Consider the following 19951-nt stretch of genomic DNA (forward strand, 5'->3'; position numbering starts at 1 on the left):
CAACGCGTTATCCGCGGGCTCTTTCCGGCCGCCGAATCCACGCCGTCATAATATTTCCTCGCTTTTCGCGCTAAATACCAACTTAAGTTCCATTTTCTGGCTTGTGCGGGAGATATCTCCTATGCTGAGGCCGTTTTCCCGCCGCCGGGGGGCTCGGCGCTGGCGGGGGTTAGGATTAAGATGAAATCCTGGGCATAGCCGAAGAAAACAGCATTGAGGCCAAGGTCCGCTGTCTTATACTAGCGGGGGTTTTATCAGGCGTGCTTACAGGGGAATAGTTAAGCATTTTAGGCCCATAATTAAGCTGGTTTGGTTTTTTTCCAGCTAACTACGGCGGCAATACGGGATTGACGGAGAAGGTGCTTGCGGCTCAGACGTTCATTAACTATTAAGCAGATGACAGCCGTGTCCGTTGTGGCGCTGGTTACCATCAGTCTGTTTATAGTGATACAGCTTTTTCACTTCGTGAATCAACGGCGTGATGATTATGCCAGGCAGCTGGAGGTCATCGCTTACTCGGTACGCCAGCCGTTGACGGAAGCGGTGCTGCAGGGTGAAGTGCAGCGGGCTGAGGATATTCTGAATAATTTGTTGCCCGTCGGTTTTTTAAGCCGGGCGGATGTGCTGCTGCCTGACGACTTCCAGACGCTGCATGCCAATTTCCCGACGGAACGTCCGGTGCCGCAGTGGATCGCCCGCTTTTTTAAACTGCCGATACGTATCTCGGTGCCGCTGTATTCCCCGCCGCAGACGCAGTATTCGACGCCGTTGGCGCATCTGGTGCTGCAGGCCGACTCTTATCGCATGTTCCAGTTTATTGTCAGTACGTTTTCGATCATGCTGGCAACCTATCTGCTGTTGGCGCTGATTTTGTCCGTCGCCATTACCTGGTGTATGAATCGGCTGATGGTGTATCCACTGCGGGCGATTATTACCGAATTAAAGAATCTGCCGGCGCAGCGGATCGCCCACCATCAGCTGACGCTGCCGGCCTGGCATCAGGATGACGAGATCGGCGCGCTGGTGCGCTGCTATAATCGCAATCAGCAACTGCTGGAACAGTCGCTTTTTGCCGCCCAGTATGAGCTCGCCGATAAAGCGGCCTTTGTTCTCCATCTGGAGCAGTGGCTGGCGGAAAGCGCGCCGTTCAGCCTTATGGTTATCGGCCTTGAACCGCTATCGGCCGATGGCGAAGGCAGCGGCGTTGAGGTTTACCATACTTTGGTTAATCAGCTAAAAGCGGCGGTCAATCAGCAGCAGGAAGGACGGCGTATTTTATTGGCCCGTCTGGACAAGGATGAGTTCGCGGTGCTGGGAAGGCCGCTGGCGAGTGCGGAACAGGCGCAAGCCTGGGCGCGGAACGTCACGCTGCAAATCAATGCGCCGTTTACGCCGGCCGGCGGTCAATCATCCCCGTATTTCTCCGGCGTTGGTCTTCGCCACGTTGACCCGTCGTCCGGTAAAGAGGCCGGGAGCGCGGCGCTGCTGCTTGCGCAGGCGCGTCTGGCCATGCAGTTGGCCCGCCATAAAGGGAACAATGGCATTCACGTTTTTCAGCAATAATTCCGTATCATGTTACAAATAAATTGCGTCATTGTTTAATGATTACTGCTACTGAAGCGATTCCGCTCTTATTTTTAACCTGCTGTTCACAAACTAAAGTTATAAAACATATCCAGACTATTACTGCGGTGTTATTTTCCGGCGCAACCACAGGTGGTGTTTATTATACTTACTTTATCGTCCACCTGTGTTTCCCCACCATAGGACGTGCGTATGAAAACATCTATTTTTAAAAGTCTTTATTTTCAGGTGCTTACTGCCATTACGGTAGGGATACTGTTGGGCCATTTCTATCCGGAAATCGGCGAGCAGATGAAGCCGCTGGGCGATGGATTTGTAAAATTAATTAAAATGATCATCGCCCCGGTCATCTTTTGTACCGTGGTGACCGGTATTGCCGGCATGGAAAGCATGAAGTCAGTGGGTAAAACCGGCGCGGCCGCCCTGCTGTATTTTGAAGTTGTCAGTACGATTGCCCTGATCATCGGCCTGATAGTGGTCAACGTGGTAAAACCAGGCGCCGGCATGAATATCGATCCCGCCTCTCTGGATGCCTCCGCCGTCGCCGTTTATACCCAGCAGGCATCGCAGCAGGGGCTGATCCCGTTCCTGCTGGATGTGATCCCTTCAAGCGCGGTAGGCGCCTTCGCCAGCGGCAATATTCTCCAGGTGCTGCTGTTTGCGGTGATGTTTGGCTTTGCGCTGCATCGTCTGGGCGAAAAAGGCAAAATGATCTTTGACGTGATCGAAAGTTTCTCCAGGGTGATTTTCGGCATTATCAATATGATCATGCGTCTGGCTCCTTTAGGCGCGTTCGGCGCCATGGCGTTCACCATCGGCAAATATGGGCTAGGGACGTTGGTGCAGTTGGGCCAGCTGATCGCCTGCTTCTATATAACCTGTCTGCTGTTCGTATTCCTGGTGCTGGGCAGTATCGCCAAAGCCACCGGCTTCAGCATCCTCAAGTTCATCCGCTATATCAAAGAAGAGCTGTTGATCGTGCTGGGGACCTCCTCTTCCGAATCGGTGCTGCCGCGCATGCTGGAGAAGATGGAGAAAGTCGGGTGTAAGAAGTCGGTGGTCGGTCTGGTGATCCCGACGGGCTACTCGTTCAATCTTGACGGTACGTCCATCTACCTGACCATGGCGGCGGTGTTTATTGCGCAGGCGACCAACAGCCATATGGATGTCTGGCACCAGATTACCCTGCTGGTGGTTTTGCTGCTCTCTTCCAAAGGGGCGGCGGGCGTTACCGGCAGCGGATTTATCGTGCTGGCCGCCACGCTCTCGGCGGTAGGCCATCTGCCGGTGGCGGGGCTGGCGTTGATTCTGGGCATTGACCGCTTTATGTCGGAAGCCCGCGCGCTGACCAACCTGATTGGCAATGGCGTGGCCACCATCGTCGTCGCGAAGTATTGCCATGAGCTGGATTCGAAGCAGATGGATGCGGTACTTTCCGGCAAGGATGATGATAAAGGCGGTAAAACCACGCAGCCGACCACGCTGTCATAATCCTCGCTTTTCCCTTGACCTTTCCCCACCGCACGCTGGCGCGGTGGGGAAGGTTTGCCGGGTGCGACTCTGCGGTTTCCGCCTCGCCGAATGCCTTATTTCCTCTTCTCCTGCAGCGGAAAACGTCTGCGCACCACCACATAGAACAGCGGTATAAAAAAGACGGCCAGGATGGTCGCGGATAGCATGCCGCCGATAACGCCGGTGCCTACCGCATGCTGGCTGGCGGAGCCCGCGCCGTTGCTGGTTGCCATCGGCAGCACGCCGAAAATAAACGCCAGCGAGGTCATCAGTATCGGCCGCAGCCGCTGGCGCGACGCTTCCAGCGTCGCCTCGACCAGATCCCGCCCGCGCTGGTTCATCTCATTGGCGAACTCGACGATCAGGATGGCGTTCTTCGCCGCCAGGCCGATAACGGTCAACAGCCCCACCTGGAAATAGACGTCGTTCTCCAATCCCCGGCCCAGGGTGGCGAGCAGCGCGCCCAGCACGCCGAGCGGCACCACCAGCATCACGGAAAAAGGCACGGTCCAGCTTTCATACAGCGCCGCCAGACACAGGAACACCACCAGCAGCGAAATGGCGTACAGCGCCGGCGTCTGCGCGCCGGTCAGCCTTTCCTGATAGGACATGCCCGACCACTCCAGGCCGAGGCCCGGCGGTAATTTTTCCACCAGCGCTTCCATGATATCCATGGCGGTTCCGGTGCTGACGCCCGGCGCGGCCTCGCCGACGATTTCCAGCGAGGAGTAGCCGTTATAACGTTCCAGGCGCGGCGAATCGCTCTCCCATGAGGTTTGCGCGAAAGCGCTGAAAGGCACCATTCCGCCATCGCCGTTGCGCACATACCATTTGCCGATATCGTCCGGCTGCATGCGATATTTGGCGGCGGCCTGAACATAGACTTTTTTCACCCGTCCGCGATCGATGAAATCATTGACGTAGGTGGAGCCCCAGCCGGTTTGCAGCACGTTGTTGATATTGTCGACCGACACGCCCAGCGCCTGCGCCTTGCGCTGGTCGGTATCAATTTTCAGCTGCGCGTTATCATCCAGACCGTTATGCCGCACCCGGGTCAGGCGCGGGTCACCGTCGGCCATGGCCAACAGCTGGTCGCGCGCCTGCATCAGTTTATCGTGGCCCAGCCCGCCGTGATCCTGCAATTGCATGGTAAAGCCGGCCGCGTTGCCCAGGCCGGTTATCACCGGCGGGCTGTTGGCGATAACCCGGGCCTCTTTGATGTCGCGGAAGGCCCTGGTGGCGCGCTCGATAATGGCAAAAGAGGTGTCTTGCGCCCTGGTGCGCTCGTCCCAGTCTTTCAGGCGCACGAACAGGCGGGCGACGTTCTGTCCGTTGCCGCCGGGGCCGGCGCCGACGGTGGCGAATACCGATGTGACATTCTCTTTTTCTTCGCTGAGGTAATACTGCTCGATCTTTTGCACCACTTTTAACGTCTGCTGCTGCGTCGAACCGGGCGGCAGCTGCACCTGCGTCATAAAGACGCCCCGATCTTCCTGCGGCAGAAATGACGTCGGCAGCCGGATAAACAGCAACGCCATAATGCCGATAACGCCAAGATAAAGCAGCATCCAGCGGGCGCTGCGGCGCAGGATTTTCGCCACGCCCCGTTCATAGCGCAGCGTACCGCGGTTGAAAACGCGGTTAAACCAGCCGAAAAAGCCTTTGCGGCCGTGATGCTGGCCTTTGGCCAGGGGCTTGAGCAGGGTGGCGCACAGCGCCGGGGTGAGGATCATCGCTACCAGCACCGACAGGATCATCGATGAAACGATGGTAATGGAAAACTGGCGGTAGATCGCCCCGGTCGTCCCGCCGAAAAAGGCCATCGGCACGAAAACCGCCGACAGAACCAGCGCGATCCCCACCAGCGCGCCCTGAACCTGCCCCATCGACTTGCGCGTCGCTTCCCGCGGGGAAAGCCCTTCCTCGCTCATAACGCGCTCGACGTTTTCCACCACCACAATGGCGTCGTCCACCAGCAGCCCGATGGCCAGCACCATCGCGAACATGGTCAGGGTATTGAGGCTGAATCCGCAGGCGTAAAGCACCGCAAAGGTGCCCAGCAGCACCACCGGCACGGCGATGGTGGGGATCAGGGTGGCGCGGAAGTTCTGTAAAAACAGATACATCACCAGGAAAACCAGCAGTATCGCTTCAAACAGGGTTTTCACCACGTCGATGATGGAAGCCTTGACGAAAGGCGAGGTTTCAAAGGCGATTTTGGCTTCCAGGCCGCGGGGAAAGTAGGGCGACAGCTCCGCGATACGGGCGCGCACCAGTTTGTCCGTCTCCAGTTCGTTGGCGCCGGCGGCCAGTTTTATCCCCAGGCCGGACGCCGCCTGGCCGTTATAGCGGCTGAGGATGTCATACCTTTCCGCGCCAAGCTCGACGTCGGCGACGTCGCCCAGCGTTACCGCGGAACCGTCGCGGTTGACGCGCAGGGTGATATCGCGGAATTGCTGCGGGGTCTGCAACAGTGACTGGGCATTGATGGCGGCGTTCAATGTCTGATTATCCACCGACGGCGTGCCGCCCACCTGACCGACGGAAACCTGACTATTCTGCGACGCGATGGCCGCCACCACATCCTCGGTGGTAAGCGAGTAATCGGCCAGCTTCAAGGGGTCGAGCCAGATGCGCATCGCATACTGCGAGCCATAGGCGTCCACTTCGCCGACGCCGTTGATGCGGCTGAGCGGCTCCTGAATATTGCTGGCGACATAGTCCGAAATATCCTGCCTTTCCATGCTGCCGTCGGTGGAAACAAAGGCGATCATCAGGATATTGCTTTCGCCGGTTTTACTGACCGTCACCCCCTGTTGCTGCACCGCCTGCGGCAGTTTTCGCTGGGCGGATTGCAGCTGATTCTGCACCTGCTGGCGGGCTTCGTTCGGATTGGTTCCCGCTTCAAAGGTGAGCGTTATCCTTGCCTGTCCGGTATTACTGCTGTCGGAAGCCATATACATCAAATTATCCAGCCCGGTCATGCTCTGCTCGATAATCTGCGTAACGGTATTCTCAATGGTTTGGGCGGAAGCGCCGGGATAGTTGGCGCTAATGCGCACGCTGGGCGGCGCGAGGTCGGGGTATTGCTCGACGGGCAGTGAAACGATCGCCAGCGTACCGCACAAGCTGAGTATAATTGCCAATACCCAGGCAAAGATGGGGCGATCGATAAAAAAATTCGCCATCGAAATGCAACTCCTCGGCAGTGTTGTACAGGCGGTGAACGGGCAACAACAATCACTGGCGCAAAACGCGTCAGTTGTAAATCACTTTATCCGCTAACGTTCGGAGAATCGTGGAAAAATTAAGGAGAAAGTGTAAATTATCGTCGTAAAATGTCGGTCTGTGTATGCCGTCCGCAATTTATCGGCCGCATTAGGCATGGCGCCGCTTCAGGCGGGGCCGCCTGCGGACGCGCGCCTTTATCCGCTAAGACACCGCGCCTGACGCCAATCTGTTGAAGTTCAATGCTTCTCCTTTCTGAATATTATTTCGCCCAGTGCAGTGACATAGATAAAAGCGCGTGGTCCAAGGGAATGGTACACTTCGCCTCTTTCATTTTCCGTTATGCATCCATGAGAGTGTTTGGTGGCAAACGCAAGGCCACTATGATGATCAACGACAATCACGTTATGTTTTGCATAGTTATTAAGTAGGGGTTCACATGCAGGGCACCAAAATAGGTCTTTTAGTTGGTGGAGTTTTGCTGGCCGTGATCGGCGGCAACGTGCAGGCTGAAACACTACAACCCGATCCTGCCTGGCTGCAGGGTAAACTTGATAATGGTTTTACCTGGCAGTTACTGACTACGCCGCAGCGTCCGGGCGACAGGGTCGAGTTACGCCTGTTGGTAAATACCGGCTCGCTGGTGGAAAACGCCCAGCAAATCGGGTTTGCGCATTTTCTTCCCCGCCTGGCGTTAACGCCAGGCGATAATTTTTCGGCCGCGCAGTTGCCTTCCCTATGGCAACAGCAAGACAAGGCTACGCGTTCTCTGCCGCCGGCCGTCACCTCATATGATTTCACTTTTTACAACCTGAGCCTGCCGAATAACCGGCCGGAACTGCTGAAGGAAGCCTTAAACTGGCTGTCGGAAACCGCCGGACGGCTGGCTATCAGCGATCAGCATATCCATGCGGCATTAAACCTGCCCGATCCGGTGGCGCAATTCCCGATTAATCCGCAGGATCCCGCCTGGCGTTATCGATTGAAGGGTTCTTCGCTATTGGCTCACGATCCCGGACAGGCGGTGAAAACGCCGCTAAACCTTGAGCAGCTGGAGCAATTTTATAAAACCTGGTATACGCCGGACGCCATGACGCTGTATATCGTCGGCCATGTCGATCAGCGCGGCATTGTCGATCAAATCGGTAAAGCTTTCTCATCTCTGCAGGGTAAACGCGAAACCCCCGCGCCGGTGCCGACGCTAAGCCCGTTGCCGCCTCAGGCTATCAGCCTGATCAATAACAACGTTCAGCAGGATACCTTGTCATTGGTCTGGGATACGCCGTGGCACCCGATTCGCGACTCCGAGGCGTTGGCCCGATACTGGCGCAGCGATCTGGCGCGGGAAGCCCTGTTCTGGCATGTGCAGCAGGCGTTGCAAAAAAGTCAGCAGAAAGAGAACAACCTGCGTTTCGACTGTAACGTGCTTTATATCCGCGCGCAGTGCGCCATTCATATGGACGTTCCCGATAGCGACAGCGTGATGCCGGGCATGACCTTTATGGCTCAGACATTGGCGGCGCTGCGGGATAACGGGCTGACGCAGCAGGAGTTTGACGCTCTGATAACGCGTAAAACGGACGAACTGGGCAAACTGTTCGCCACCTATGCCCGCACCGGCACCGATGTGCTGATGGATCAGCGTTTGCGCTCGCAGCGCAATGGCGTGGTGGATATCGCGCCGGAGCAGTATCAGAAACTGCGGCAGGCTTATCTCTCTTCGTTGACGCTGGATACGCTGAATCAGGCGTTGCAGCAGCAGCTTTCACAGGAAGCCACGCTGATGCTGATACAACAGCTGGGTGAGCCGGAAGTGAATATGAAGGAGCTTCAGGCGGCCTATAGCCGGATAATGACGCCGGATGCCGCCGCGCCGGAAGAGGAACCTAAACCGCAGAATGAAGCGGCGGCGCCCGCCGCGCAATAATCTCAGACGGCAGGGCGCGTAAACGGCCTGCCGGCGCCTCAGGCCGGCATCGCCTCCGGCGGGATAATCGCCCCGCGATGCTGGATAACCGTGCTGGCGGTCAGGTGGCCGCGCAGCGCGGCTTCCCGCGCGCCGCCGCCGTTCAGACGCACCGCCAGATACCCGGCGCTGAAAGAGTCGCCCGCGGCGGTGGTATCGACCACTTTCTCTTTCGGCAGCTTTACGGCGGGAACGTCGATCAATTCCTGGCCCCGTTGCGAAACGAGGCAGGCGTCGGCGCCGCGCTTGATCACGATTTCCGTTACGCCTAAACCGTGCGTGCGTTCAAGCACGGCGCCGACGGGCTGGGTTCCCCACAGCATATCTTCATCATCCAGCGTCAGGAAGGCGATATCGGTGCAGGACAACTGGTCGGTATAGGCTTGCTGCGCCTCTTCCCGGCTTTGCCACAGGCGCGGACGATAGTTGTTGTCGAAAATAACCTTACCGCCGTTGGCGCGGCAGGCGCGCAATAAGGAGAAAAGACGCTGACGGCTTGCGTTATTGAGGATCGCCAGGCTGATGCCGCTCAGATAGAGATACTCAAACCGCGCCAGACGCCGGCAGATTTTTTCGGCGTCGGCGCTATCCAGCCAGTAACGGGCGGCGGCATCGTTGCGCCAGTAGTAGAACCTGCGCTCGCCGCCGCCGTCGGTTTCGATAAAATATAAACCGGGCAGTTTGTTTTCCATCCGCTGGGTAAGATCGGTGTTTACCCCCTCTTTTTGCCATGCGGCAATCATCTCTTCACTGAAGCTGTCGGTGCCGAGCGCGGTAACGTAGTGCACGCCCAATGCCTCGGGCCTGACCTGACGCGCAATATACACGGCGGTATTCAGCGTATCGCCGCCAAAGCCGCGGTTAAGCTCCGTACCTTTTTGCGACAGTTCGATCATGCATTCGCCGATTACGGCAATGTTATTGGTTGTCATCACTGCTGGCCTGTTTGAAATAAAGAAGACGTCGGTAAAATGCGGCAATTACCGTCAGTCTCAACATAACGAGACGCTGAGTCAATAGTCTTGAAATGCTGTTTTATTTTTTCATGACAGGGATCGGAAAACCAGCGCTTTCCGATCCCTTTTCCCAGGCAATGAAATCTGCCGGACGCCTATCGCCGGCGCGCTATTTCGGCGCCTTGTCCTGCCGTTGATTACGGTCCGTCGAGGTATCGCCTTTATAATTCGCGGTGGCGATCCAGGCGGCGCAGAATAGCGTCAGCCGGGCGAACAGATAGAAAAATGCCATCAGGCCGATAACGGAACCGAAAGCGGCTCCGGAAGGGGAGCTCGCCAGTTTAGGCAGCGCGACGGTCATGGCGAATTTAATGGCTTCGAAACCGATGGCGGCGATCAAGGTGCCGCGGAACAGCGCCTTACGTTTGGGCTTATGCCGCGGCAACACAAAGAAGATCCATAAAAACAACAGGTAGTTGGCGAAAATGGAGATCGACAGGGCGATCAGGGTCAGCGCGGGGCGCAGCCATTCAATGCCCCCCAAACCCAGCGCATTGACGATAATATCCTGCGCCGTTCCGGCGACGGATGTCAGGAACAGCGTCACGACCAGCGCCACCATCAGCCCGGTGAGAGACAGAAAGTCCCGCGTATATTGAAAGTAAATCTTCTCCTCATCCTGCGGGTTGCGCTCCCAGACGTCGCGCGACTGCGCGCGGATGGCCTCGCGTAAATTTCCCATCCAGCTGATGCCGGAATAAAGGGCGATAAGCAGCCCGGTGATCCCGACGGTGGTGCGTTGCTGAATGGCGGTATTCACCGTATTTTTCAGCGTATTCGCCAGATTGGGATCGCTGATGCTGTTGACGATGCGGTTAATCAACTCGGTCAGCAGGTCCGGGTTGGAGGCCAGCACAAAACCCACCGCGGCAAAGGAGACCATGAGTATCGGTATCAGCGACAGAAAAGAAAAATAGGTGATCGCCGCGCCGAACTGATTGCCCATCCGGTCGTTAAAGCGTTCGCCCGCACGGATCACGTGCGCCACGCTGGGAATGGCCTGAATACGTTGCACCCACCGTTGAGTCCGGGTCACAAGGGTGCGTGGCGGTGCCGGTTTATCTTCCGTCGGTGCCGGATGAGAATGATGTTCCGGGTCTGCCGGTACTGGCATTGATCTTCTCCTGCGGTCAGGGTTGCTGTGAGATTGATTATAACCAACAATATGAGAATGTTACGGCAATCGCCGAATTACCGCCGTTTCGCTGGGTCAATCGCCGCAGTGAGAGTGGACTCACGTTTAAATCCCTATATTTTGTGTTGAAATGTCGGCAGGTGCTTAGCCGTTCAATAATTCACCTGCCGGTGCGGATTTCATCACGCTCCTATGAAATATTCCAATGCCAGTAGTGATGAAACGCAGTGGTTTTATCCAGGTCATCCGACGAATTATCCAGCGTATTTTTTTATCGTGATTTACCGTTTTTGAACATGGAGATAATTCAATGAGCAAAAAACCAATATCCGATCCGCAGAGCCGCCGTCATTTTCTGAAATCGACCGGCGCCGTTATCGGCGCGCTGGGGGGCATGGCGTTATCCCGACCGGCGCAGGCGGTGCCCGGCCCGGTGCCGATACCGCAGAAGTGGGACACCACGGTGGACGTGCTGATTGTCGGCACCGGGTTCGCCGGGCTGGCCGCCGCGATTGAAGCGCGTAACGCCAAGGCGAGCGTACTGATTATTGACAAGATGCCCCTGCTGGGGGGGAATTCCGTGCTTAACGGCGGGGATCTGGCCGCGGCGGGATCCAAAATGCAAAAAGAAGCAGGCATTCAGGATTCGCCGGAGCTGATGTATCAGGACATGATGAAAGCGGGCAGCTGGCTTAACTATCCTGAACTGGCCAAAACCGTGGCTGAACATTCGGTGGAAGCCCTCGAATGGGCGCAGAGTATCGGCGCGGAGTTTAACGTCGTCAACTACCACGGCGGCCATTCGGTGAAGCGCGCGCACCAGCTGGCGCAGCGTTCCGGCTCGGGCCTGATTATGAAACAGCAGCAGAAGGCCAAAGAGCTGGGCGCGGTGATTGAACAGCGCACCAAACTGCTGCGCCTGATCGTCGATCCGGACGGCAGGGTTATCGGGGCCGAAGTCAAACGGCGCTACAAATTTCCAGACGAGGACTCCGGCGATATCGCCTATATCCGCGCCGTCAAGGGCGTGGTGCTGGCATCCGGCGGGTTTTCTCAAGGGGTGGCGTTACGCCAGATGTATGATCCCAGACTGACCGAGGAGTTCACCTCCACCAATCATCCGGGGGCCACCGGCGAGGCGATTATGGCGGCCTGCATGGTGGGCGCGCTGGATACGCAGATGGACTGGATCCAACTGGGGCCCTGGACCAGCCCAGACGAACAGGGGTTCGGCTATGTCCCGCAGTTTGTGGAGCGTATCGTCGGCTACGGGCTGATGGTTGATCCCGCCAGCGGAAAACGCTTCTTCAAAGAGACGGGCAACCGTAAGGAACGCGCCGATGCGATTATCCTGCTGGGTCATCCGGCGGTGATTATCGCCGATAAAACCAATACCATGAACATGGTCGATCCGGGACAGCGGGAGGGCGCGTTGAAAAACGGATCGTTAAAAATGTTCAACACCCTTGAAGAGCTGGCGCAGGCCTATCAGATGCCGGTGGCGGCATTTACCGAACAGGTGAAACGCTGGAATTCGTTTATCGAGCAGCGTAATGAACAGGATCCGGACCTTGGCTGTATGATCTTCAAGGATGCCGCGCCTAACGTCACGCCGCCGTTTTACGCCGCGCGCCTGTGGCCGCGGGTGCACCACACCATGGGCGGGCTGGCGATCAACAAGGATGCCCAGGTAATCGGCTTCGATCTCAAGCCTATCCCCGGCCTGTATGCCGCCGGTGAAACCGTCGGCGGCGTGCATGGCGCGGTCAGGCTCGGCAGCGTCGCCATGACGGACTGCATTGTCTTCGGCCGCATCGCCGGGAAAAACGCCGCGCTTACCGCCTGAGCGTGAAAGGCTCGCGGCCGCCAAACGGCGATGTCGGCTATTGCGAATCCGCGCCGGGACTGGAGGCGGGATGGAATTTATTAATGTGGAAAAATTGTGCAAATTTGTGTGGGTCTTGCGCATGCAAAGACACTGTAGAATTTGACTCAAAATTACCAGTAAGGTAACGTTGGCGTATTCATTTAAAGGCTTTCAAAAGCTGTTTAAAAGCCATTTGAAAGTTATTCAAATGATGATTTTTGAAGCTAAGCTCGTCTTATTGGGCTTGCTTTTATAAGAGGAGGTAACACAAGTGAGTAAGATGTTTGATGAATTTGATGGTTTCTAAGCCGAAGTTAACCTCTGTGAGGCGGGGCATGATAACCCCGCCTTTTTTATGGATGATGAACAATTCATGGATGATGAATAATGACTTTTGACGCAGCAATCCTTCAGATAATTAGCAATTTACTGGTGTTTTTTGGTGTGCTGGTCGCCATTTTCGCGATCATCTATAACGTGCGTACTGCGAAAAAAACACAGACGGCAAACTTTCTTTTTGAAAGTCGCCAGGATGTAAAATACACCGAGTCACTTCATGTGTTGAAACAAGCTCATCGGTCTAATAAATCTTTTCGGGCTTATGTTTTTCCCTCTGATGATAAGCAGATTACTGAAGAAGATATGGACGAACGACGTAAATTTCAGTACATCCTGAATTTTTACGAAAGGGTAGCCGTCAGCATTAGGGAGGGCATCTACGATGAAAAGATGATAAAGCGTACATCTTTTTCGACAGTCATTGAAACCTATGACATTGCAGAGCCCTTAATAAAAGCTATACGCGAAAAAATTAACTCAGAAACTACCTATCAAGAATTTGAATGGCTTGTTAAACGGTGGAAAGCAAAACCACTCGAGAAGAACTAGCGGCCTCTTTTTTACATCGATGATTCGGTAATCACCCCAAAAAAAAAGCCCTCCGTCATGGAGGGCAAAAGACAGGGATGGTGTCTATGGCAAGGAAAATGGTATCTATTACTCGAACTACACTACTCACTCACTGCTAGGGGTTACTACTCGTTCACGCCCGGTGATTGACTTGGCGCCTGGTTAAACAGGGATATCTGCTGCTGCATCTCTTTCATGCGCTGCCGGTGTTTCTGGTCTAAAATCTCTTTCTGCTCGCTGGTCAGAAGGTTATACATCTGGTTGCGCACCCGGGTCATCTGAATCTGACGCTCAATCTGTACCTGGGTCATCCTGGTTATCTGAGCGCGAACCGCGGCTTCATCAAATCGGTTGGCGATAACCAGCTTATGCATGGTTTCAATATCTTCGGTATTAAACGCCGGAGCGTCCTGACGGCCCTGATGCATCAAATCGCGCATCTGCTGGCGTTGCTGAACGCTTAACTTCACGCCGTCAAACATCCCTTGCTGACCGGGAATTCGTTTGATGGCCGAGTCATCCTGACAGCCATTCACAGACGCCCCCTCGATACCCGCTGCAAATGCAGTGAAAGAGCTCAGCATCAGCAGTGAGGCAAGAGATAACGTTGTGACTTGATGCATCAATAATTCCCCGGTCGGCGTGCTGTTCTGTGAATCAATGAGCATCAGTCTAATCGTCTTGCTGCAAACATGCGTCAGAGGATGTAAAACTACGTAAAGTCATGGAATAGCGCTAATCTATGACGTATTTTGCCTCTGGAGGTAGATAAAACATGAATAAGATCCTGTTGGTTGATGACGATAGAGAGCTAACCTCTTTATTAAAAGAATTGCTCGAAATGGAAGGTTTTAACGTCGTTGTCGCCTATGACGGCGAGCAGGCGTTAAACGTATTGGATAGTACGGTCGATCTGCTATTGCTGGATGTGATGATGCCGAAGAAAAACGGTATCGATACCTTAAAAGAGTTACGCCAGCAGCATCAGACGCCGGTGATCATGTTAACCGCCCGCGGCAGCGAGCTGGACCGGGTACTGGGTCTGGAGTTAGGCGCGGACGATTATCTGCCTAAACCCTTTAACGACCGCGAACTGGTGGCCCGTATCCGCGCCATTTTGCGGCGCTCCAACTGGACGGATCAGCAACAGTCCGGCGAATCCAGCGCTCCCACGCTGGAGGTTGACGGTCTGCGGCTCAATCCGGGCCGGCAGGAAGCCAGCTTCGATGAAACCGTGCTGGATCTGACCGGCACCGAATTCACGCTGCTGTATCTGCTGGCGCAGCGGCTGGGCCAGGTTGTCTCGCGCGAGCACCTGAGTCAGGAGGTGCTGGGCAAGCGGCTTACGCCGTTTGACCGCGCCATTGATATGCATATCTCCAATCTGCGGCGCAAATTACCGCAGCGCAAAGATGGGTTGCCGTGGTTTAAGACATTACGCGGACGAGGTTACCTGATGGTGTCTGCTGCATGATTAACAGCCTGACCGCGCGCATTTTCGCGATTTTCTGGCTGACGCTGGCGCTGGTGCTGATGCTGGTGCTGATGGTGCCGAAGCTCGATTCCCGCCAGCTCACCGCGTTGCTGGAAAGCGAGCAGCGGCAAGGCATTATGCTGGAGCAGCATATCGAGGCCGATCTGGCCAACACCCCGGCCAACGATTTGCGCTGGTGGGTGAGGTTATTCTGGGTGATTGAGAAATGGGCGCCGCCGGGGCAGCGGCTGTTATTGGTGACCAGTGAAGGGCGGGTGCTTGGCGCGCAGAAAAGCGAAACGCAGATTGTGCGCAATTTTATCGGCCTGTCCGACAACGCCGATCATCCGCAAAAAAAGAAATATGGCCGCGTGGAGCTGCTGGGGCCGTTTTCCATCCGCGACGGCGAGGATAACTACCAGCTTTACCTGATCCGCCCGGCGAGCAGTTTACAGTCGGATTTTATCAACCTGTTGTTCGACCGGCCGTTGCTGCTGTTGATCTTCACCATGCTGATCAGCTCGCCCTTGTTGTTATGGCTTGCCTGGAGCCTGGCCAAGCCGGCGCGTAAACTGAAATACGCGGCGGACGAAGTCGCGCGGGGCAGCCTGCGTCAACACCCTGAGCTGGAGGCCGGACCGCAGGAGTTTCTGGCGACGGGGGTCAGTTTTAACCAGATGGTCAGCGCGCTGGATCGCATGGTCACCGCCCAGCAACGCCTGCTGTCGGATATTTCACACGAACTGCGCACTCCGCTTACCCGTCTGCAGCTTGCCACCGCATTGCTGCGCAGGCGTCAGGGGGAAGGCCATGAGCTCGCCCGCATCGAAACCGAGACCCAGCGGCTGGACGGCATGATTAATGACCTGCTGGTGCTGTCGCGCAATCAGCATAAGAACGAGCTCACCCGCGAATTTATCCGCGCCGACGAACTGTGGGGCGATGTGCTGGATGACGCCCGTTTTGAAGCGGAACAAATGGGGAAAACGCTGGAGGTGCCCTATCCGCCGGGGCCGTGGACGCTGTATGGCAATCCCGCCGCGCTCGACAGCGCGCTGGAAAATATTGTCCGCAATGCGCTGCGTTATTCCCATCATCATATTGAAGTCGCTTTCTCCGTTGATAATCAGGGCATTACCATCAAAGTGGACGATGACGGCCCCGGCGTCAGCCCGGAAGATCGCGAGCAGATCTTCCGTCCGTTTTATCGCACCGATGAAGCCCGCGATCGGGAGTCGGGCGGTACCGGGTTAGGTCTGGCCATCGTGGAAACGGCGATCTCGCAGCATAAGGGCTGGGTGAAAGCGGAAGATAGCCCGCTGGGCGGCCTGCGGCTGGTTATCTGGCTGCCGCTGGACCAGCGCTAGCATGCAGGGTAATAGGAATACGTCCCAAGCCGCTAGGCGCGCCCGCCGAAGCCGTTCTGCCGCCAGGCTTCATAGCTGATGATGGCGACCGCGTTCGACAGGTTGAGGCTGCGGCTCTCCGGCTGCATGGGGATGCGGATACGGAAGTCCGCGGCAAAGCCGTTGCGGATATCATCCGGCAGACCGGCGGTTTCCGAGCCGAACAGCAGCACGTCGCCCGGCTGATAGGCCGGCCGGTCGTAAGGTCGGCTGCCTTTGGTGGTGCAGGCGAAAATGCGCCGTCCGGCGACCGCCGCCAGAAAATCCTGATAATTTTTATGGCGGCAGACGTTGGCCAAATCGTGATAATCCAGCCCCGCCCGGCGCAGCTTCTTCTCGGCAAAATCAAAGCCCAGCGGTTCAATCAGGTGCAGCGCGCAGCCGTTATTGGCGGCCAGACGGATGATATTGCCGGTATTCGGCGCGATTTGTGGCTCGTAGAGCGCAATATGAAACATGGGATAACTTCAATGCCAGGAAAAATTCCGTCGCAGTATATAACATTCCCGGTGGGCGACCCAAAGCCTGACGGAGACGGAATACGGATAACTTTGCGCGACGTTTCCGCTGACAGCGATTACACTGATCTTAACGGAGTCGATGGCATTCGCCTGAATGCAGGCGATTCCGAATAGATAGACGGTTTGGCGCATTCCGCGCCCTGGAGGACCGAATGAAACGCGCAATCAAACTGACGGCATTATCGCTTGCCTTATTATCTTTGCCGCTGTTCACGCTGGCCGACGCCGTGAAGGCGCCATCGGTGAAACAGCAGCAGTATGAAAACGGCATCAATAGCCAGAAGCAGTTGCAACAGCGTATGCAGCAGAATCAACAATTGCAGAAACAACAGCTGAATCAGCAATTACAGCAGCGCAATAGCCAGCTACAGCAACAGCAAAGACAGCAGTTACAGCAGGAGCAGCAACGAAGCGCTCAGCAAAAGATGCTGCCGCAGTAACAGACGCGCTAACGTCCCGCACGCACCGCTATAATCGCACGCCCATCAGGGTCAGGATCAGCGGGGTGGTCAATGCCGCCAGCGCCGTCGACATCAGCAGGCTTGACGCCACCGGAGCGCCCAGCACGTTGAACTGGCGCGACATCAGATACACGTTCACCCCCACCGACATCGAGCCCAGCAATACCACCGCCCGCGTCTCCATTTCCGGCAGGCCGAGCGCCAGCGCGATGCCCCAAATCACCAGCGGCTGCACCAGCAGCTTGATGGCGCAAATGGCGCCGCTGATCTGCCAGCCCTCGCGGATCTGGTATTCCGCCAGCCCCATCCCCAGGGCAACCAGCGATAGCGGCATCGCAATCTGCCCCAGCATGTTCAGCGGCTGGTCGACGTAAAACGGCAGGGACAGACCGGTCAGGCTGAACGCCGTCCCGGAAATAATGCCGATAATCAACGGGTTTTTCAGCACCCCCAGCGCGGTTTTGGTAAACCCCTGCAGCGAAAGCGCCCCGTTGCGCGCCCACTCCACCGATATCGTCACCAGCGTCCAGAGGATCAGACCGTTAAACACCACCACCAGCGCCACGGAGGGGATCGCCTCTTCGCCCAGCATCAGCGTGGCGATCGGCAGCCCGAGCATAACGTTGTTGGAAAAGATGCCGCTCAGCGAAAAAATGGATCCGGAAACGCCGTCCAGATGAAAAACCCGGCGCGCCACAATGCGGCCCAGTATAAAGACGATCAGACAACTGCCGAAAAAAGCGATCAGCAGCCGGGCATCGACCGCGGGACGTTTGGAAAAATCACTCATCAGGCGGAATAGCATGGCCGGCATCGCCACCGAGAAGACAAAGTGGCTCATGCCGTCGGTAATGGTGGTCGGCCATTTCGCATAGCGGATCAGGCCGTAGCCCAGTGCGATCAGAACGAACAGCGGTAAAGAGAGAGAAATCTGGTGCCAGAGGGAACTGATAAATGCGGGCATTGAGCCACTTCCTTAGTAACCGGCACCAATTGCTGAAAGAATGAACGCGGACAGATTTCAGCCGGCAGCAAAATCTGAGCCGATTAAATCTATCCGGTCGGTACAGATACAGTCAACGCCCCAATCAAGCAAAGTTTGCGCTCGCGCCGGATCGTTTACGGTATACGCTAAAATTCGCAGTCCGGCGGCCTGCAATAACCTCACCCGTTCCGCCGTCAGCAACCGATGGTTAAGATGGATCGACCGGCATGCCAAACGCCGCGTCAGGGGTTGCCAGTCTTCGTCCCATACATCCAGCAGCAGGCCGCGCGGCAGTTCGGGCGCCGCCTGTTGCGCCGCTTCCAAAGCCTGAACCGAGAATGAGGAGAGCAGCGGCGCAAACGGATGGTCGGCCCACAGCTGGCGCGCGGCGAGGGCGATAAGACGCCCGGTTTCCTGCTCGTGGCCGGTGGTCGGCTTGATCTCGATATTGGCCGCCATGCCATACTGCTTACAGCGTTTGGCGACTTCCGATAATAGCGGCAGCCGTTCGCCGGCAAACCGGTTGCCGAACCAGCTTCCCACATCCAGGCCGACCAGCTTGTCCCAGGTCAGATCGCCGGCGATGCCCCAGCCGTTGCTGGTGCGCTCAAGGCGGTCGTCATGCAGCAAAAAGATTTGATAGTCCTGCGACAGCTTGGCGTCAAATTCAATCATTTTGTGCCCGAGATCGGCACCCGCGTCGATCGCCGCCAGCGTGTTTTCCGGCGCCAGCGATCCGCCGCCGCGGTGGGCGACAATCGCCGGATAAGGCCAGGTATTTACCATTATTCCATCCGTAATCCGCTTTGCGAATCAAACCAATGCCATGATGACTCCGGCAGATGCAGCCAGAGCGTTGAGCCCGCCGCCGGGCAATGCTCGTAGGAGAGGCGAACGATCACCTTTTGCGTCCCCCATTGACCGTGCGCCAGATTATCCGCGCCCAGCAGTTCCAGCGTCGATATTTGCAGCGGAACGCCGCCGGTTTCGCGCGTTGCCGGTTGAATATGCTCCGGTCTTACCCCCAGCGTCAACTCGCGTCCGCGCCATTGCGGTTTTGCCGCCGGTAGCGGCAGGGCCACGCCGTCGCTCAGCTCAAACCGCGTGCCGTCGTCGCTTATCCTGCCCGACCACAGATTCATGGCGGGCGAGCCGATAAAACCGGCGACGAACAGCGATGCCGGGCGACGATAAATCGCCGCCGGCGCGCCAATCTGCTCGGCCACGCCTTTATTCATCACGATGACGCGCTGCGCCAGCGTCATCGCCTCTACCTGATCGTGGGTGACGTAAAGACTGGTGGTGTTCAGGCGGCGATGCAACTGCTGCAACTCCAGCCGCATCTGCACCCGCAGCTTGGCGTCCAGGTTGGACAGCGGCTCATCAAAGAGAAAGACCGCGGGCTCGCGCACGATGGCCCGCCCCATCGCCACCCGCTGACGCTGCCCGCCGGACAGCTCCCGCGGTTTGCGCTGCAATAGCGGCAGCAGCTCCAGAATCCGCGCCGCTTCTTCCACCTGCTGACGAATCTGTGCCTTGCCGAAACCGCGGATTTTCAGCCCGTAGGCCATATTGTCATACACGCTCATATGGGGATAAAGCGCGTAGTTCTGGAATACCATCGCAATGCCGCGATCTTTGGGCTCCAGATCGGTGACCCGCTGGTTATCGATATAAATATCGCCGCCGGTGGTCCGTTCCAGGCCGGCGACCATGCGCAGCAGGGTGGATTTGCCGCAGCCGGACGGTCCGACCATCACCACAAACTCGCCGTCGGCGACGTCGAGATCGATGGGGCGGATCACCTGGGTTTTGCCGTCGTAGGATTTACTGACGGCCTGAAGTTTTAAACATGCCATAAAAAACGTCCTATGGGTTTTGCAACGC

16 protein-coding genes are annotated in these 19951 nt (G+C 56.6%); 8 read left to right on the forward strand and 8 right to left on the reverse strand.

Annotated elements, in window-relative coordinates:
* Positions 1-396 precede the first annotated feature (396 nt).
* Together MFP24_RS06500 and MFP24_RS06505 are read left to right on the forward strand one after the other, a co-directional pair.
* Positions 397-1563, forward strand: coding sequence for an adenylate/guanylate cyclase domain-containing protein (locus tag MFP24_RS06500; RefSeq protein ID WP_249229784.1), 1167 nt, complete (start codon positions 397-399; stop codon positions 1561-1563).
* Between the two features lie 213 nt (positions 1564-1776).
* Positions 1777-3075, forward strand: coding sequence for a dicarboxylate/amino acid:cation symporter (locus tag MFP24_RS06505; RefSeq protein ID WP_249229783.1), 1299 nt, complete (start codon positions 1777-1779; stop codon positions 3073-3075).
* Positions 3076-3170: 95 nt separating this feature from the next.
* Here MFP24_RS06505 and acrD read toward each other — a convergent pair whose 3' ends face one another.
* Positions 3171-6284, reverse strand: coding sequence for a multidrug efflux RND transporter permease AcrD (gene acrD, locus MFP24_RS06510; RefSeq protein WP_249229782.1), 3114 nt, complete (start codon positions 6282-6284; stop codon positions 3171-3173).
* A gap of 479 nt (positions 6285-6763) precedes the next feature.
* Between acrD and MFP24_RS06515 the strand changes: the two genes are divergently transcribed.
* Positions 6764-8251: a M16 family metallopeptidase gene (locus MFP24_RS06515; RefSeq protein ID WP_249229781.1), complete on the forward strand. Its 1488-nt coding sequence runs from the start codon at positions 6764-6766 to the stop codon at positions 8249-8251.
* 38 nt (positions 8252-8289) lie between these two features.
* Here the strand turns inward: MFP24_RS06515 and kdgK are convergent, their stop codons facing one another.
* A complete protein-coding gene (gene kdgK, locus MFP24_RS06520; protein WP_249229780.1) occupies positions 8290-9222 on the reverse strand; it encodes a 2-dehydro-3-deoxygluconokinase in 933 nt (310 codons plus the stop codon).
* Positions 9223-9415: 193 nt separating this feature from the next.
* Positions 9416-10420 carry an inner membrane protein YhjD gene (yhjD, locus tag MFP24_RS06525; RefSeq protein WP_249229779.1) on the reverse strand — a complete coding sequence of 335 codons (1005 nt, stop codon included), beginning with the start codon at positions 10418-10420 and terminating at the stop codon, positions 9416-9418.
* Positions 10421-10751: 331 nt separating this feature from the next.
* Between yhjD and MFP24_RS06530 the strand changes: the two genes are divergently transcribed.
* Together MFP24_RS06530 and MFP24_RS06535 are read left to right on the forward strand one after the other, a co-directional pair.
* Positions 10752-12287 carry a flavocytochrome c gene (locus MFP24_RS06530; protein WP_249229778.1) on the forward strand — a complete coding sequence of 512 codons (1536 nt, stop codon included), beginning with the start codon at positions 10752-10754 and terminating at the stop codon, positions 12285-12287.
* Between the two features lie 408 nt (positions 12288-12695).
* On the forward strand, positions 12696-13196 hold the full coding sequence (locus MFP24_RS06535; RefSeq protein ID WP_249229777.1) for a DUF4760 domain-containing protein: 501 nt from the start codon (positions 12696-12698) through the stop codon (positions 13194-13196).
* A 146-nt stretch (positions 13197-13342) separates the two neighbouring features.
* Here MFP24_RS06535 and cpxP read toward each other — a convergent pair whose 3' ends face one another.
* Positions 13343-13840: a cell-envelope stress modulator CpxP gene (cpxP, locus tag MFP24_RS06540; protein WP_249229776.1), complete on the reverse strand. Its 498-nt coding sequence runs from the start codon at positions 13838-13840 to the stop codon at positions 13343-13345.
* Between the two features lie 152 nt (positions 13841-13992).
* Here cpxP and cpxR point away from each other — a divergent pair, with 152 nt between their 5' ends.
* The gene (gene cpxR / locus MFP24_RS06545) at positions 13993-14691 is read left to right on the forward strand and encodes an envelope stress response regulator transcription factor CpxR (protein ID WP_249229775.1); all 699 of its coding nucleotides are present in this window, start codon (positions 13993-13995) and stop codon (positions 14689-14691) included.
* The gene (cpxA, locus tag MFP24_RS06550; protein ID WP_136166646.1) at positions 14688-16058 is read left to right on the forward strand and encodes an envelope stress sensor histidine kinase CpxA; all 1371 of its coding nucleotides are present in this window, start codon (positions 14688-14690) and stop codon (positions 16056-16058) included. Before cpxR ends, cpxA begins: the two co-directional genes overlap by 4 nt.
* A 32-nt stretch (positions 16059-16090) precedes the next feature.
* On the opposite strand, the gene MFP24_RS06555 is transcribed toward cpxA, so the two are convergent.
* Positions 16091-16555: a tRNA (cytidine(34)-2'-O)-methyltransferase gene (locus MFP24_RS06555; RefSeq protein WP_249229774.1), complete on the reverse strand. Its 465-nt coding sequence runs from the start codon at positions 16553-16555 to the stop codon at positions 16091-16093.
* A gap of 215 nt (positions 16556-16770) precedes the next feature.
* On the opposite strand from MFP24_RS06555, the gene MFP24_RS06560 reads away from it, so the two are divergent.
* Positions 16771-17058, forward strand: a complete 288-nt coding sequence (locus MFP24_RS06560; protein WP_249229773.1) for a hypothetical protein — start codon at positions 16771-16773, stop codon at positions 17056-17058.
* 28 nt (positions 17059-17086) lie between these two features.
* On the opposite strand, the gene MFP24_RS06565 is transcribed toward MFP24_RS06560, so the two are convergent.
* The 3 genes from MFP24_RS06565 to MFP24_RS06575 are packed head-to-tail and all read right to left on the reverse strand — an operon-like array spanning position 17087 to position 19923.
* On the reverse strand, positions 17087-18043 hold the full coding sequence (locus MFP24_RS06565; RefSeq protein WP_249229772.1) for an AEC family transporter: 957 nt from the start codon (positions 18041-18043) through the stop codon (positions 17087-17089).
* 57 nt (positions 18044-18100) lie between these two features.
* On the reverse strand, positions 18101-18850 hold the full coding sequence (gene ugpQ / locus MFP24_RS06570; protein WP_249229771.1) for a glycerophosphodiester phosphodiesterase: 750 nt from the start codon (positions 18848-18850) through the stop codon (positions 18101-18103).
* On the reverse strand, positions 18850-19923 hold the full coding sequence (locus tag MFP24_RS06575; protein WP_249229770.1) for a sn-glycerol-3-phosphate import ATP-binding protein UgpC: 1074 nt from the start codon (positions 19921-19923) through the stop codon (positions 18850-18852). The genes ugpQ and MFP24_RS06575 overlap by 1 nt, the downstream gene beginning before the upstream one ends.
* Positions 19924-19951 lie beyond the last annotated feature (28 nt).

Origin of the sequence: Brenneria tiliae (genome assembly GCF_023347575.1) — a bacterium.
Classification (GTDB): Bacteria; Pseudomonadota; Gammaproteobacteria; order Enterobacterales; family Enterobacteriaceae; genus Brenneria; species Brenneria corticis.